This window comes from Flavonifractor sp. An82, assembly GCF_002159265.1.
Taxonomy (GTDB): domain Bacteria; phylum Bacillota; class Clostridia; order Oscillospirales; family Oscillospiraceae; genus Flavonifractor.
The window spans coordinates 21,811-36,882 of the sequence record NZ_NFHG01000017.1 but is presented as its reverse complement, the minus strand read 5'-3'; the positions used below and the strand labels follow the sequence as shown (position 1 = coordinate 36,882).

The 15,072-nt window shown below is 61.0% G+C and carries 16 protein-coding genes; 4 read left to right on the top strand and 12 right to left on the bottom strand.

Translation table 11 applies throughout. The features are described from left to right. Window positions 1–45: 45 nt before the first annotated feature. From B5G34_RS14450 to spoVAD, 5 genes are all read right to left on the bottom strand, one after another. Window positions 46–582 carry an ANTAR domain-containing protein gene (locus B5G34_RS14450; RefSeq protein WP_087339039.1) on the bottom strand — a complete coding sequence of 179 codons (537 nt, stop codon included), beginning with the start codon at window positions 580–582 and terminating at the stop codon, window positions 46–48. Window positions 583–623: 41 nt separating this feature from the next. Further along, complete coding sequence (gene glnA, locus B5G34_RS14445; RefSeq protein WP_087339037.1) at window positions 624–1,955, bottom strand: type I glutamate--ammonia ligase; 1,332 nt, start codon at window positions 1,953–1,955, stop codon at window positions 624–626. A gap of 236 nt (window positions 1,956–2,191) precedes the next feature. Further along, window positions 2,192–3,799, bottom strand: a complete 1,608-nt coding sequence (locus B5G34_RS14440) for a CTP synthase (protein ID WP_087339034.1) — start codon at window positions 3,797–3,799, stop codon at window positions 2,192–2,194. A 142-nt stretch (window positions 3,800–3,941) separates the two neighbouring features. After that, a complete protein-coding gene (spoVAE, locus tag B5G34_RS14435; RefSeq protein ID WP_087339032.1) occupies window positions 3,942–4,310 on the bottom strand; it encodes a stage V sporulation protein AE in 369 nt (122 codons plus the stop codon). Window positions 4,311–4,320: 10 nt separating this feature from the next. Continuing rightward, complete coding sequence (spoVAD, locus tag B5G34_RS14430; protein ID WP_087339030.1) at window positions 4,321–5,334, bottom strand: stage V sporulation protein AD; 1,014 nt, start codon at window positions 5,332–5,334, stop codon at window positions 4,321–4,323. Window positions 5,335–5,535: 201 nt separating this feature from the next. On the opposite strand from spoVAD, the gene B5G34_RS14425 reads away from it, so the two are divergent. Genes B5G34_RS14425 through B5G34_RS14410 form a run of 4 tightly spaced genes read left to right on the top strand, consistent with a single transcriptional unit; the run spans window position 5,536 to window position 8,689 of the window. Beyond that, the gene (locus tag B5G34_RS14425; protein ID WP_087339027.1) at window positions 5,536–6,153 is read left to right on the top strand and encodes a hypothetical protein; all 618 of its coding nucleotides are present in this window, start codon (window positions 5,536–5,538) and stop codon (window positions 6,151–6,153) included. Window positions 6,154–6,156: 3 nt separating this feature from the next. Continuing rightward, on the top strand, window positions 6,157–6,909 hold the full coding sequence (locus B5G34_RS14420) for an acyl-ACP thioesterase domain-containing protein (RefSeq protein WP_087339024.1): 753 nt from the start codon (window positions 6,157–6,159) through the stop codon (window positions 6,907–6,909). 43 nt (window positions 6,910–6,952) lie between these two features. After that, window positions 6,953–8,428, top strand: coding sequence for an IMP dehydrogenase (gene guaB / locus B5G34_RS14415; RefSeq protein WP_087339021.1), 1,476 nt, complete (start codon window positions 6,953–6,955; stop codon window positions 8,426–8,428). Between the two features lie 3 nt (window positions 8,429–8,431). Further along, window positions 8,432–8,689 carry a hypothetical protein gene (locus B5G34_RS14410; RefSeq protein ID WP_087339018.1) on the top strand — a complete coding sequence of 86 codons (258 nt, stop codon included), beginning with the start codon at window positions 8,432–8,434 and terminating at the stop codon, window positions 8,687–8,689. Between the two features lie 108 nt (window positions 8,690–8,797). Here the strand turns inward: B5G34_RS14410 and B5G34_RS14405 are convergent, their stop codons facing one another. The 7 genes from B5G34_RS14405 to B5G34_RS14380 all read right to left on the bottom strand — a co-directional run bounded on the left by B5G34_RS14405 (window position 8,798) and on the right by B5G34_RS14380 (window position 15,002). Beyond that, window positions 8,798–8,977 (bottom strand): DUF4250 domain-containing protein, encoded by a 180-nt coding sequence (locus B5G34_RS14405; protein ID WP_087339015.1) that lies wholly within the window; start codon window positions 8,975–8,977, stop codon window positions 8,798–8,800. Window positions 8,978–9,026: 49 nt separating this feature from the next. Further along, a complete protein-coding gene (locus B5G34_RS19430) occupies window positions 9,027–9,152 on the bottom strand; it encodes a hypothetical protein (protein WP_275532301.1) in 126 nt (41 codons plus the stop codon). Between the two features lie 128 nt (window positions 9,153–9,280). Beyond that, window positions 9,281–11,953 (bottom strand): alanine--tRNA ligase, encoded by a 2,673-nt coding sequence (gene alaS, locus B5G34_RS14400; RefSeq protein ID WP_087339012.1) that lies wholly within the window; start codon window positions 11,951–11,953, stop codon window positions 9,281–9,283. Between the two features lie 319 nt (window positions 11,954–12,272). Further along, window positions 12,273–12,728 (bottom strand): hypothetical protein, encoded by a 456-nt coding sequence (locus B5G34_RS14395; RefSeq protein WP_087339009.1) that lies wholly within the window; start codon window positions 12,726–12,728, stop codon window positions 12,273–12,275. A gap of 31 nt (window positions 12,729–12,759) precedes the next feature. After that, on the bottom strand, window positions 12,760–13,008 hold the full coding sequence (locus tag B5G34_RS14390) for a hypothetical protein (protein WP_087339006.1): 249 nt from the start codon (window positions 13,006–13,008) through the stop codon (window positions 12,760–12,762). A gap of 19 nt (window positions 13,009–13,027) precedes the next feature. Next, window positions 13,028–13,501, bottom strand: coding sequence for a hypothetical protein (locus tag B5G34_RS14385; protein WP_087339003.1), 474 nt, complete (start codon window positions 13,499–13,501; stop codon window positions 13,028–13,030). A 343-nt stretch (window positions 13,502–13,844) separates the two neighbouring features. Further along, entirely contained in the window at window positions 13,845–15,002 is a 1,158-nt protein-coding gene (locus B5G34_RS14380; protein ID WP_087339001.1) for an iron-containing alcohol dehydrogenase, read from the bottom strand. Window positions 15,003–15,072: the final 70 nt, after the last annotated feature.

Here is a 15,072-nt window from a genome sequence, read left to right as displayed (position 1 = left end):
ACTGCCGCCGTGAGACTGCGTTGTCTCGATGCTGTTTAGTTTGCCCTATTCTGCGCTGTCCAGTACCATTTGAGCGGTCTGGAGCAATTTTGTGCCGTTGTCCATACTGGTCTTCTGCAGGAAGCGGTGGGCCTGCTCCTCTGTCATACCGTTGCGGTCCATCAGCAGGGCCTTGGCCTGCTGGATGAGGGCCTGCTCCTCGGGCGAGCGGCGGGGCCGCAGGGCCCGCTCCAGCCGCCGCCCCATCTGGAGGAGCATCCGCACGGAGGCGGTCAGATCGCCCTTGGAGACCGGGGCGGGCAGCCGGAAGAGGTCGTCGTCCTGCAGCAGATCCAGCAGATTCTGGGAGGCCAGGACCAGTACGGCGCAGGAGGGGGGAAGATCGCCTGCCAGGGCCTCGGCGCTCTGATCGGCCAGTTTGAAGCTGCAGATAAGTGCGGTGATGTGGAGCTTATTGACAGTGCGCCGGACCTGATCGGCGGTCTTGCAGAGGATGCAGGAGGCAGTACCTGAGGTTTCCAGGATATCCTTAATACGGCCGGCGTTTTTGGTGTTTTCAAAGGCAACGATCACCTGTTCCATGGATGTTCACTCCCAACTGTGAGGAGGCTGTTGCTTGGGGATCAATAGTTGATAATATACTTCTCCCGCTCCCAGGAGGATACGCGGGTGCGGTACTCGTCCCACTCCTTCTCCTTGCCGGCGATGTAGTTGCCGGCAATGTGCTCGCCCAGGGTATCCAGGATCAGCTGGTCGGCCTTCATGGCCTCAATGGCCTCCTCCAGGGAGCCGGGCAGGGAGTCGATGCCGTTGGCCTCCCGGGTGGCCTGATCCATCACGAAAATGTTTTCGGTGACCTCAGCGGGGGGGACCATACCCTTCTCAATGCCGTCCAGACCGGCGGCCAGGCAGACGGCCAGCTCCAGGTAGGGGTTGCAGGCCGGGTCGGGGGAGCGGAGCTCCACACGGGTGGACTGGCCACGGGAGGCGGGAATGCGGATCAGCGCGGAGCGGTTGGAGGCCGACCAGGCCAGATAGCAGGGGGCCTCATAGCCGGGCACCAGACGCTTGTAGGAGTTGACCAGGGGGTTGGTGACGGCGGCCATGCCCTTTACATGAGCCAGGATGCCGGCGATAAAGCTGTAGGCCTCCTTGGACAGGCCTTTCTCGCCGTTGGGATCGTAGAAGACGTTCTTGCCGTCCCGGAACAGGGACATGTTGGTGTGCATGCCGGAGCCGTTGATGCCGAAGATGGGCTTGGGCATGAAGGTGGCATGGAGACCGTTCTTCTGGGCCAGGGTTTTGACCGCCAGCTTGAAGGTCATGATGTTGTCGGCGGCGTGGAGGGCCTCTTCATACTTGAAGTCGATCTCGTGCTGGCCCTCGGCTACCTCATGGTGGCTGGCCTCAATCTCAAAGCCCATCTGCTCCAGGGCCAGGCAGATCTCCCGGCGGGTGCCCTCGCCGTGGTCCAGGGGGCCCAGGTCGAAGTAACCGGCCTCATCGTTGGTCTTGGTGGTGGGACGGCCCTCGTCGTCGGTCTGGAACAGGAAGAACTCGGCCTCGGGGCCCACGTTGAAGGCGTCATACCCCATGTCCTTGGCCTTCTGCAGCACCCGCTTCAGGGTACCTCTGGGATCGCCCACAAAGGGAGTGCCGTCGGGGTTGTAGACGTCGCAGATCAGCCGGGCTACCTTGCCGTGGCTGGGCCGCCAGGGGAAGACCACAAAGGAGTTGAGGTCGGGATAGAGATACTGGTCGGACTCGTCGATCCGCACGAAGCCCTCGATGGAGGAGCCGTCGAACATGATCTGGTTATTGACCGCCTTCTCGATCTGGGAGGCGGTGATGGCGACGTTTTTCAGCTGACCAAAGATGTCGGTAAATTGGAGGCGGATAAACTCAATATCCTCCTCATGGACGATGCGAATGATATCTTCCTTGGTGTACGACATTGCAGGTATCTCCTTTCCTTCTTTCATATTGAAAGAAAAAGAAGAAGGCGCTCCCACCCTGGCCGGGTTGGAACGCCTTCGTTCTCAACTGATGGTGCAAGTATAGACATATCAGAACTATTTGTCAATAGGAAATTAGAAATCAGCAGGATTTTGGAAGGATGACCGGAAATCGGAATCCTGGACAGTCAGAAATTTATGCAACTAGTGAAATATAAACTTGCATAAATGACAGGTCAGCAGGTATGATACCGGGCGGCGGTCTCAACGAAGCCGCGGAAGAGAGGATGGGGCCGGTTGGGACGGCTCTTGAACTCCGGATGGTACTGTACCCCAACGTAGAAGGGAGAGTCGGGCAGCTCCACCGCCTCCACGAGACGCCCGTCCGGGGACAGACCGCCAAGGACCAGACCGGCCCCGGTCAGGGTATCCCGGAATTGATTGTTGAATTCATAGCGGTGGCGGTGCCGCTCGTGGATCAGCGGAGCGCCGTAGCAGCGCTCCAGCGTGGTGCCGGGCTGGATGGCGCAGGGGTAGGCCCCCAGCCGCAGGGTGCCGCCTTTGTCGATCTCATCGCTCTGGCCAGGCATGAAGTCGATGACCTTGTGGGGGCACTCCGGCTCAAACTCGCCGGAATGGGCATCGTTCAGTCCCGCCACGTGGCGGGCAAACTCAATGACCGCCACCTGCATGCCCAGGCAGATACCCAGGTAGGGGACCTGGTGCTCCCGGGCGTATCGGGCGGCCAGGATCATGCCCTCGATGCCCCGGGCGCCGAAGCCGCCGGGTACCAGGATGCCGTCCAGACCGGCCAGCAGCTGGGTGTAATTCTCGGCGGTCACGGTTTCTGAGTCGATCCAGCGGATGTCGATGCTGGCATTCAGAGGATAACCGGCGTGGCGAAGAGCCTCCGCCACCGACAGATAGGCGTCGTGAAGCTGGACATATTTACCCACCAGGCCGATGGTCACTGTGGAGCGGGGGGCCTTGATCTGGGACACCAGAGCCTCCCATTCAGCTAGGTCGGGGGCGGGGGCGTCCAGCCCCAGCTCCCGGCACACCACGGCGGAGAGACCGGCGGCTTCCAGCATCAGCGGAGCCTCATAAAGAGTGGGGAGGGTGACGTTCTGAATGACACAGTCGGGCTTCACGTTGCAGAAGCCGGCGATCTTTTCAAAGATACCCCGGTCGGTGATGGGCTCGTCACACCGCAGCACGATGATATCCGGGGAGATACCCATGCCCTGTAATTCCTTGACTGAGTGCTGGGTGGGTTTGGACTTGTGCTCTCCGGAGGCCTTCAGGTAGGGGACCAGAGTCACATGGATATAGAGGGCGTTGCCCTGCCCCACCTCCCGGCCCACCTGGCGGATGGCCTCCAGGAAAGGCTGGCTCTCTATGTCGCCGGTGGTGCCGCCGATCTCGGTGATGACTACATCTGCCCCCGTCTTTTTACCCACGGCGTAGATGAAGCGCTTGATCTCATCGGTGATATGGGGAATGACCTGTACCGTCTTGCCCAGATACTCCCCCCGGCGTTCCTTGGCGATGACATTGGAGTAGACCCGTCCGGTGGTCAGGTTGGAGAACTGGTTCAGATCCTCGTCGATGAAGCGCTCATAGTGGCCCAGGTCCAGGTCGGTCTCCGCTCCGTCCTCCGTGACGAAGACCTCGCCGTGCTGATAGGGGCTCATGGTGCCCGGGTCCACATTGATATAGGGGTCCAGCTTCTGAGCGGCCACCTTCAGGCCCCGGGCTTTCAGCAGCCGGCCCAGGGAGGCGGCGGTAATGCCTTTGCCCAGACCGGAGACCACGCCGCCGGTTACAAAAATATACTTTGTCATCCTTACCCCTCCTGATTCAATCAAAAAAAGAGGGTGTTCCAGGAAGGGGAGACGCTGCCGCCTCCCTTCGTGGAACACCCTCGTTCACGGCGGATACTTTACCACCAGCCGGGCCGATTGTCAATGGAAAAGGGTGAATTTTTCAGGATTTGGGGCGGGATTTGAAGAGCAACGCGCCCAGCAGGCCGAAGAGGACCGCCGCAGTGATACCGCCTGCCGCCGCGGTGATCCCGCCGGTCAGGATGCCCAGCGCCCCCTTTTCCGCCACCGCCTGGGCCACGCCCTTGGCCAGCAGATACCCGAAGCCGGTGAGGGGTACGGTGGCACCCGCGCCTCCCCACTCCACCAGCCAGGGGTAGATCCCCAGGCCGCCCAGGATCACTCCGGCCACCACATAGGAGACCAGGATACGGGCGGGGGTGAGGGAGGTCTTGTCAATGAGGATCTGCCCGATGAGACAGAGGACGCCTCCGCATACAAAGGCCCGCAGATAGGGCAAAATCACATCCATAGGTCAGTCCTCACTTTCCAATGTCCAGCGCCACCGCGTGGCAGATGCTGGGAATGCTCTCCCCCTGCTGGGAGGAGGTGGGGGAGAGGAGAGCGCCGGTACCGCAGAACAGGATGCGCCGCCAGCGGCCACCGGCCATGCCGTTGAGGAGCAGCCCGGCCAGCACCACCGCCGAGCAGCCGCAGCCCGAGCCGCCGCAGTGGACGTCCTGGCCCTCCAGGTCATAGATCAGGGTGCCGCAGTCGCTCAGGTTTTTCAGGTCCATGCCGTCCCGGTGGAACCAGTCGGCCACGATGTCCCTGCCCAGCTTGCCCAGGTCGCCGGTGATGATCAGGTCGTAGTCGGAGGGCCTGCGGCCGGTGTCCTGAAAATGGGCAGAGATGGTGGAATAGGCGGCGGGGGCCATGGCCGCCCCCATGTTGGCAGCGTCCTTGATGCCCTTGTCCACGATCTTGCCGGTGGTGATGTGGGTAATATAGGGGCCAGGACCCTGGCTGGCCAGAATGACACACCCTGAGCCGGTCACCGTCCATTGGGCGGTGGGGGTCCGCTGCCCGCCGTATTCCAGGGGGGAGCGGTATTGCCGCTCGGCGGAGCAGAAGTGGGAGGAGGTCATGGCCGCCGCCCGCACACCGAAGCCGCCGTCCAGCAGCATGGCCGCCAGGGACAGACTCTCCGCCATGGTGGAGCAGGCTCCGTACAGCCCCCAAAAGGGCACGTCCTGCCCCCGTACGGCAAAGCCGGAGCCGATACACTGATTGAGCAGGTCCCCTGCCAGCAGATAGTCCAGGGCGGACACGCTGATGCCGGCCTTGTCCAGGGCAGCGGCCAGAGCCAGCTTCTGCATGGCGCTCTCCGCCTTCTCCCAGCTCCGCTCTCCAAAGGAGTCGTCCTGGCTGATGTGGTCAAAGGTAGCGGCCAGGGGACCCTGCCCCTCCTTCTTACCAACCACGCTGGCGCTGCCGATCACCGAGGGCGGATGTTCCAGGACCGCGGTATGGCGGCCCAGCTTTTTGTTTGTCATAAGCTCACCTCTTCCTCAGCGGGGCGGAATGGATACCGTCCGCCTGTCAGATACTATTTTGAACGAAAAGCAGGCAAAATATGAGGACGTATTTTGTATGCGGTCCGGCTGGTCAACCTGCTTTATTTGCGTTATAATGTATCATATACACAAAAGACGCCCCGGGACTGTCCGGTCCCGCGGGCAAATGGGAGGTCCTCCATGGAAGAACAACCCAAGCGTACCCTGGCGTACCTGTGCCCGGCCTGCCATCAGAGTGTGGTGGTGGAGCGCACTGTGTTCCAGCTGGCGGCCTCGGCCAATGATCTGCCCTGCCCCTGCGGCAAGTCCTCCCTCCATGTGGAGATGATGGGGGACCGGGTGCGGCTGACCGTGCCCTGCCTCTCCTGTGGGCGGGACCACACCGTCACCTGCTCCACCAACGCATTTCTTCATCAGAAGGTACTGGCCTTTTCCTGTGCCCAGTCCGGTCTGGACTGCTGCTACGTGGGAGAGGAGGGGCCGGTATTTGCCGCCCTCCGGCGCCTGGAAGAGGCGGCGGACAAGATGGAGCGGCCTGAGGGCCAGGAGAAGGGCGCATTCCTGGATGAGCTGGTGATGCACGAGGTGCTCTCCGAGCTCAAGGAGATTGCCCAGCGGGACGGCATCTCCTGTACCTGTGGGTCCCACCGCTGGAAGCTCCAGGTCAACTACAGCTCCATCGACCTCTTCTGTGCCGACTGCGGCGCCGCCATGCGGATCCCGGCGGCAACCTCCAGCGACATCGACGACATCTGCTGCAAAACCAAGCTGCTGATTCACGGCAGAAAGGAGGAATGAGGGATGTATTTTGAGGGCAGCTATTCCATCGACTCCCGGGATGTGGACCCCTGGAATCACTGCCGCTCCTCCGGACTGATGGGGATCCTGCAGGAGGCGGCGGTGGCTGCCGCCTGTGAGCTCCATGCCTCCCGGGAGGAAATGATGAGCAAGTACAACCTCTTCTGGATGCTGGCCCGGATGTGGTACCGGCTGGACCGGCCGCTGTGCTGGAATGAGCGGCTGGATATCCGCACCTGGCACCGGGGCGGAAAGGGAGCCTCCAGTTACCGGGATTTTGACCTGTTCGTGGACGGGAAAACGGTGGGAGAGGCGGTATCCGTATGGGTGCTGGCTGATGCCGACACCCACCGGCTGGGCCGGATGAGCAAGATCGAGGAGTTCCAGAACAGCGACGGCGGTTCCCTGTGTAAGGATAAAATGCTCTCCCGCTTCAAGCTGCCGGAGGAAATGGTGCCGGTGGATCACCGGGCCATGCACTACAGTGACACCGATATCAACGGCCATGTGAACAACGTCCGCTATGCCGATTTCATTTGCGACGCCATTCGGATGGACCAGCTGGGAAACAGCTGCTATGTATCCGCACTCCAGGTGGACTATCTGGCCGAGTGCATGGCGGGGGAGACCATCACCCTTTTTACCGGTGAGCTGGATGGCAAGCACTATGTCCGCGGTGCCGATCAGACGGGAAAAAGCCGGTTTGAAGGCGCGGTTACTTTGACGACACTTGACAGCAAAGCGGCAATCAAGTAGAATGGATAAAATTATTTTAAAATAGAGAAAAAGGAGATGCACTATGGTCAACACTGACGAGCACCAGAAGTTCCTCAAGCAGGGTCTTACCTTTGATGACGTGCTGCTCATCCCGGCGGAGAGCGACGTCCTGCCCGCGGACATCGACCTGCACACCAGACTCACCCGCAAGATCCGTCTGAACGTGCCCCTGATGAGCGCAGCCATGGATACGGTTACCGAGTACCGCATGGCCATCGCCATTGCCCGTGAGGGCGGCATCGGCATCATCCACAAGAATATGTCCATCGGCGCTCAGGCCGAGCAGGTGGACATGGTCAAGCGCAGCGAGAACGGCGTTATCACCAACCCCTTTTGGCTGGCCCCCGGCCACACCCTGGCTGAGGCCGACGCCCTGATGGCCAAGTACCGGATCTCCGGTGTGCCCATCTGCAAGGACGGCAAGCTCATCGGCATCATCACCAACCGCGACATGAAGTTCGAGACCGACATGAGCCAGCTGGTGGACAACGTGATGACCAAGGACAACCTGGTCACCGCCAAGGAGGGCGTCACTCTGGAGGAGGCCAAGGAGCTGCTCCGCAAGCACAAGATCGAGAAGCTGCCCATTGTGGACGACGAGTACCGCCTGAAGGGCCTCATCACTATCAAGGACATCGAGAAGGCCACTGTGTATCCCAACTCCGCCCGCGACGAGAAGGGCCGCCTGCTGGTGGGCGCCGCCATCGGCGTTACCTCCGACGTGCTGGACCGGGTGCGTGCACTGGTGGAGGCGGGCGCCGACGTGCTCTGCCTGGACTCCGCCCACGGCCACTCCCATAACATCCTGGACTGCGTCCGCCGCATCAAGGCCGTCTATCCCGACGTACAGCTGATCGCCGGCAACGTGGCCACCGCCGAGGGTACCCGCGCCCTCATCGAGGCGGGCGCCGACTGCGTGAAGATCGGTATCGGTCCCGGCTCCATCTGTACTACCCGCGTGGTGGCCGGTATCGGCGTGCCCCAGATCACCGCTGTCTATGACGCCGCCCGTGTGGCTGCCGAGTATGACATTCCCATCATTGCCGACGGCGGCGTGAAGTATTCCGGCGACATTGCCAAGGCTCTGGCTGCCGGCGCCAACGTGGTCATGCTGGGCTCCCTGCTGGCCGGCTGTGAGGAGTCCCCCGGGGACACCGAGGTCTACCAGGGCCGTCAGTTCAAGGTCTACCGTGGCATGGGCTCTCTGGGCGCCATGGCCTGCGGCTCCAAGGACCGCTACTTCCAGCAGAACAACAAGAAGCTGGTTCCCGAAGGCGTGGAGGGCCGCGTGCCCTACAAGGGACTGACCGGCGACACCATCTATCAGCTCACCGGCGGCCTGCGGGCCGGCATGGGCTACACCGGCTGCCACAACATTGACGAGCTGCACACCAAGGCCCAGTTCATGCAGATCACCGCCGCCGGTCTGAAGGAGTCCCATCCCCACGACATCTATATCACCAAGGAAGCTCCCAACTACACCGTCAATCCTCAGTAAGACATGGAGCGGATCACAAAAAAGGATTCCGCCGGCAGCTGGGTCATTCCGGCTGAGGAGATGGAAGCCGCAGCGGCCCGGCTGGCAGCCTTTGAGGACGCCTATGAGCGCCTGATGGCCCGCCAGCAGGAGATCGTGACCCGAATGGAGGCCTTGAAGTCCCAGGGGAAGCAGAAGACCGCCCAGTTCCGGGAACTTTTTGGGGAAAAACTGATGAATCAGAATACCCTGACGCTGTGGGAGACCTACGGCGTTCGATAAGAGAACAGGAAAAGCCTGCCGCAAATGCGGCAGGCTTTTTCTATTGGTCAAAAAATCCCGGAATGGGACGCCATAAGTGCGTCCCATTCCGGGAAAAGAAAGCGGTGTTCAGCTTCTGACAAACTGGTTCAGTTCCGGATCGTACTGGCAGTGGATGGCGGACAGGGAGCGGATGATATCGTCCTTGTCAACCTGAAGATCATCACACAGTGCGTCCAGAGTGGAATAGAAATCACGCAGTTTGGTGTTCAGATAGCTGAGCAGGATAATAGGATCTTGGGGAAGCATGAAGAAAATGCCTACTTTCTGTGTCTAGGGTATTTGTGAAGAGGAGCGGTTACAGCCCCAGCTTATCGGCCACAAAATTGTCCACCTTGGCGAGGGCGTCGTCCAGCTTGAGGACATCGGAGCCGCCGCCCATGGCGCTGTCGGGCTTGCCGCCGATCCCCATGGAATGAGTCATTCCATGGGGACCCCTCCGATTTAATCTGCTCGGGGCGAATGAATCGCCCCGGCATCAAGGTTTTGGCCCGGCCATGCCGGGCCAAAACGCTTGAAAGGGCGTCATCTGCGCCCTAAGCGCCGGGCGGCTTAGAGACCCAGCTTATCGGCAACGAAGTTATCCACCTTAGCGAGGGCGTCATCCAGCTTGAGGACATCGGAGCCGCCGCCCATGGCGCTGTCGGGTTTGCCGCCGCCCTTGCCGCCGCAGCAGCAGCAAACCTGCTTCACCAGATCGCCGGCCTTGATGCCCTTGGTGACGGCATCCTTGCCGCACACGGCCAGGAAGGTGATCTTGTCGTCCTTCACGCTGGACAGGACGGCCACCACGCTGGAGTCCTTGTCCCGCAGGAAGTCGCCCATCTTGCGCAGACGGTCGGCATCGGCGTCGTTGAGGGTGGCGGTGAGTACCTTCAGGCCGCCCACGTCCTTGGCGCCCATCAGGAAGTTGCCCGCCTGGTTGACAGCCTCTCTGGCCTTGAAGCCCTCCACCAGATGGCGCAGCTCACGCAGCTCGCAGATGGTCTGCTCGGCCTTTTCCCGCAGCTCACCGGGCTTGGTCTTGAGGACGGCCGCGGCCTCAAACAGCTTCTGCTGGTTCTGGTTCATGATCTTCAGGGACTGAGCGCCGGTGGTGGCCTCGATGCGGCGGACGCCGGAGGCCACGGAGAACTCGTTCTCGATGTGGAACACGCCTACCTTGGCGGTGTTGTCCAGGTGAGTGCCGCCGCAGAACTCCACGGAGTAGCCCTGGCCCATATCCACCACGCGGACGGTATCACCGTACTTCTCGCCGAAGAGGGCAATGGCGCCCCGCTTCTTGGCCTCCTCGATGGGCAGAACGTCGGTGTGGACGTCGTAGCCCTCCAATACGGCCTCGTTGACCATGGCGGACACCTGGGCCAGCTCCTCGGCGGTCATGGCGGAGAAGTGGGTGAAGTCGAAGCGCAGGCGGTCGGGCTCCACCAGGGAGCCGGACTGGTGCACGTGGTCGCCCAGCACGGTGCGCAGGGCCTTGTCCAGCAGGTGGGTGGCGGAGTGGGCGCGCATGATGGCCTTGCGGCGGGACACGTCGATGGAGGCGGTGACGGTGTCGCCCAGCTTGAGGGAGCCCTCCACCAGCTTGCCGTAGTGCATATACTTGCCGCCCTTGTTCTTCTGCACATCGGTGACCTGGAACTTGGTGCCGCCGGCAGTGGTGATCACGCCGTGGTCGGCCACCTGGCCGCCCATCTCAGCGTAGAAGGGGGTCTTGTCCAGCACCACGATGGCCTCCACGCCGGGCATCAGCTCCTCGGCCTGCTCGTTCTCCACTACCAGGGCCACCACCTTGGCGTCCTCGATGGCGTGGTGCTCATAGCCCACGAACTGGGTCTCGGGTACGTCCTTGCCGAACTCTACGCCGGCCCAGCCCAGATCGCCCAGAGCCTCACGGGCCTTGCGGGCCCGCTCCTTCTGCTCCTGCATCAGATCCTTGAAGCTCTTCTCGTCCACGGTCATGCCCTGCTCCTGCACCATCTCAATGGTCAGGTCGATGGGGAAGCCGTAGGTGTCGTACAGCTTGAAAGCGTCGGCACCGGAGAAGACGGTCTCACCCTTGGACTTGTGCTCCTCCAGCAGCTCATTGAAGATCTTCATGCCGCCGTCGATGGTGCGGGCGAAGTTCTCCTCCTCGGTGCGGATGACCTTGGTGATATAGTCCTGGCGCTCCCGCAGCTCGGGGTAGTGGCCTTCGTTCTCATGGATGACGGTATCGCACACCTCATACAGGAAGGGATCGTTGACCCCCAGCAGCTTGCCGTGGCGGGCAGCCCGGCGGAGCAGGCGGCGGAGCACGTAGCCGCGGCCCTCGTTGGAGGGGAGCACGCCGTCGCAGATCATAAAGGTGGCGGAACGGATGTGGTCGGTGATGACCCGCAGGGACACATCTTTGGCGGCGGTCTCGCCGTAGTGGGCGTGGGTGATCTCGCTGACCTTGTTGGTGATGTTCATGACGGTATCCACGTCGAACAGAGAAGCCACGTCCTGGCACACGCAGGCCAGGCGCTCCAGACCCATGCCGGTGTCGATGTTCTTCTGCTTGAGCTCGGTGTAGTGGTTCTCGCCGTCGTTGTCGAACTGGGAGAACACCACGTTCCACACCTCGATATAGCGGTCGCAGTCGCAGCCCACGGTGCAGCCGGGCTTGCCGCAGCCCCACTTCTCGCCGCGGTCATAGTAGATCTCGGAGCAGGGGCCGCAGGGACCGGAGCCGTGCTCCCAGAAGTTGTCCTCCTTGCCGAACTTGAAGATGCGCTCGGCAGGGATGCCGATCTCCTCGTTCCAGATGCGGAAGGCCTCGTCATCAGCGGGAGTGGTCTCATTGCCGGCGAACACGGAGGGATAGAGGCGGTTGGGGTCCAGGCCCACCCACTCGGGGGAGGTCAGGAATTCCCAGGCCCAGTGAATGGCCTCCTTCTTGAAGTAATCGCCGAAGGAGAAGTTGCCCAGCATCTCGAAGTAGGTGCCGTGGCGGGCGGTGTGGCCGATGTTCTCAATGTCGCCGGTGCGGATGCACTTCTGACAGGTGGTCACACGGTGGCGGGGGGGCTCCTGCTCACCGGTGAAGAAGGGCTTCATGGGTGCCATGCCGCTGTTGATGAGCAGCAGGGAGGCATCGTTCTGGGGAATGAGGGAAAAGCTGGGCAGGCGCAGATGGCCCTTGGTCTCAAAGAAAGACAGGAACATCTCGCGCAGCTCGTTCAGGCCGTACTTCTTAGGCATGTGATTCAATCTCCTCTGTCAAAAAATAAAGCTCCGCCCCCGACACTGTCAGGGGCGGAGCAAGTTTACTCCACGGTACCACCCTGATCTACGCCCAAAGGGCGCATCTCATTGCATCCGGTAACGGGGATGAATCGTCCCGGTCCTCCCGGGCGGCTCGGAAGTGGCTTGCGGACCCGTGTCGCGGAGGGCTCTCACCGTCCCCTCTCGCTTGTCGCGGCGTGGCCTGCTTGGCTTCGTCATCGCGCTTCAACTGCCTTATTCTATCACATTTTCCGTCTTTGTCAACCGCCTTTTGGGGAGGGGCGGCATTGAGCGGTCAGAGAATGGATTCCAGAATGTAGAGCCGGTTCAGATCCGCATTCCAGAAGATGAGGATTTCGCTGTTGTCATCCTTGGCGCGGTACCAGTTGGAACAGTTCTCATAGTCGGGGCGGTATTCGGCCGGGACTTCGATCTCATCCAGCCAGGTCTCGGCGGCCTGGGTAAAGCTATCATAATAGATGGTCTCCCGGTCCACGCTGCCCCAGGCAAACATCTGGTCGATGAAGTCCTCGTACTGATAGGAAAACACATGGTAGCGGATGCCGTCCCCCAGAAAACTGGGGCCGGAATCCTTTTCATAGCATTGGGCGGGACGGGCCCAAAAAGGAATGGAGATCCCCCAATTCAAGCGCAGTGGCAGCATGTAGCTGGACAGCAGCCGCCAGCCCATGAACCCAGCCAGAAGGAGAAGACAGGCAAGAACGGTCAAAAGAATGTGTTTTCTTTTCATGGAGAACCTCCTATTTGGGAAACAGCCGTGCTTAAAACCACGCTTTGTAGGAAAACCAGTGCTCCGAGATCCGCCGGGTGGAGCCACCATTGTCTGTGCCGTCGGTCCAGGCCCACTCCGTGTCGGAGACGGGAACCAGTTCCAGATCCACATTCTGATAGGCGGCAGGCCGGCCGCTCTCGGAATAATAGAAGCCCTGGTAGGTGCCGGAGGGGACCAGTCCCCAGCCACCGGAGGAGAACTGGACGATGGGAGCTTCCCCGGGAAATACCCCTTCCACCCGGACCCCTCTGTACCGGTCAGGTGCCCCGCTCTGTGTCAGGCAGTCCGCCGCGATCTGTTCCAGATCCCTCTGATGGAGGGTCACAAACAGGCTTATCCCGGTCTGGCTGGACCGGCTCCATACAGACAGGGCCATCGGGCAGAGGATCAGCAGAATCGCTGGGAGCCAGATCCGTTTTCTTTTCATGACGTATCCTCCTTACGGGGTGGGGCAGCAGAGACCCCAGACAGAAGAGCAGCGGCGGCAGCAGGCCCGCTAGAAAAATAAGACCGTACCACTGCAGAGAAAAGGTCAGAGTGGTAAAGGCCAGATCGCTTTGGAGACCGGTCAGCATCAGCAGGAAGGAGGGAGCGGCCAGAAAGTAGGTGGACAGAAGCATCAGGCTGCCGACGGACCCTGCGAGGGACCAGGACAGGCCGGCCACAAACAGCAGCCAGCCCCCCAAAGCCCAGGCCCAGGCCACCAGAGCGGGATAGAGGACGGCCTTCATTCCCTCCCGGGGCGTGGGTCGTGCCCAACGGCGGAGACAAGATACTGTCCAGCCGGCCGGGACATAGAGAAACATCATAAAGACGGCGGGCCAGGGATCTGGAAGAGATAATATCCCTGGCGCCTGAAAGAACAGCAGACAAGCACAAAGGGTAGTGACCACAAAGTGCCCCGATGCAAAGCCGCCGAACCGGGAGGCGGGAGAGGGAGTCATAGCAATCGCTCCTTTCGGGGCTATCCTACCATGGGTAAGTTTGAAAGTCAATATAAATTTATTGAAAAACAATAAAATAAAGGGGTAATAAAGCCGGGCGTGCCCTGGAGACACGCCCGGCGGAGATATTTTATTCACCCTCATAGGCCCGGCGGTAGATCTCAATGATCTGCTCCTTGGTGGCCTTGCGGGGATTGGTGAGACAGCAGACATCCTTCATAGCGTTTTCCGCCATGACGCCAAAGTCTTCCGGTTTGACGCCCAGCATCTTTAGGTTGGCGGGAATACCCACCTGGCGGCTGATGGTGCGGATGGCCTGAATGGCCTTGGCGGCGGCGTCTCCGGTGGACAGGCCGTCGATCTGCTCCCCCATGGCCTGGGCCAGATCTCGGAAGCGGTTCAGGTTGCCGATGAGGTTGAACTCCTCCACATAAGGCAGCAGGATGGCATTGCACACGCCATGGGGCAGGTTGTAGTAGCCGCCCAGCTGGTGTGCCATGGCATGGACATAGCCCAGGGAGGCGTTGTTGAAGGCGATGCCCGCCAGATACTGGGCGTAAGCCATCTTGTCCCGGGCCTTCATGTAATCGCCGTTGGCCACTGCCTTGGGCAGGTACTGGTAGATCATCTTCACTGCCATCAGAGCGGCGGAGTCGGTGAGCACGTTGGCAGCGGTGGAGACATAGGCCTCGATGGCGTGGGTCATAGCGTCCATGCCGGTGGCGGCGGTGAGGGAGGCGGGCATACCCTTCATCAGCACCGGGTCATTGACGGCGATCTTGGGGGTGACCCGCCAGTCCACAATGGCCATCTTGACCTTGCGGGTAGTGTCGGTGATGATGCAGAAACGGGTGATCTCAGAGGCGGTACCGGCAGTGGTGTTGATAGCCATGAGGGGTACCACGTCCTTGGAGGCCTTGTCCACGCCCTCGTAGTCATGGATGGTGCCGCCGTTGCTGGCTACCAGGCCGATGCCCTTGGCACAGTCGTGGGAGGAGCCGCCGCCCAGAGAGATGATGGAATCGCAGCCGTTTTCCTGGAAAAAGGCCACGCCCGCCTCCACGTTCTTGTCGGTGGGGTTGGGCTCCGCGCCGTCAAACACTACGGAGCGGATGCCGGAGTCCGCCAGGATCTGGCTGACTAAGGCCGCCATACCGGACTGGGCCAGAAATTTATCGGTGACGATCATGGCGTGGCTGACGTTCAGGCTGCCCATGAGCGCGCCGACCTCGTTGACGGCTCCCTCGCCGAACACATTGCGGGTGGGCAGAAAGTAATAGGTGGACATTGCCGGTTTCCTCCTTATGACGGGCTGTTGCGCCCCAGTGATTGACGCAAGTATAATTTAACGCAATAAA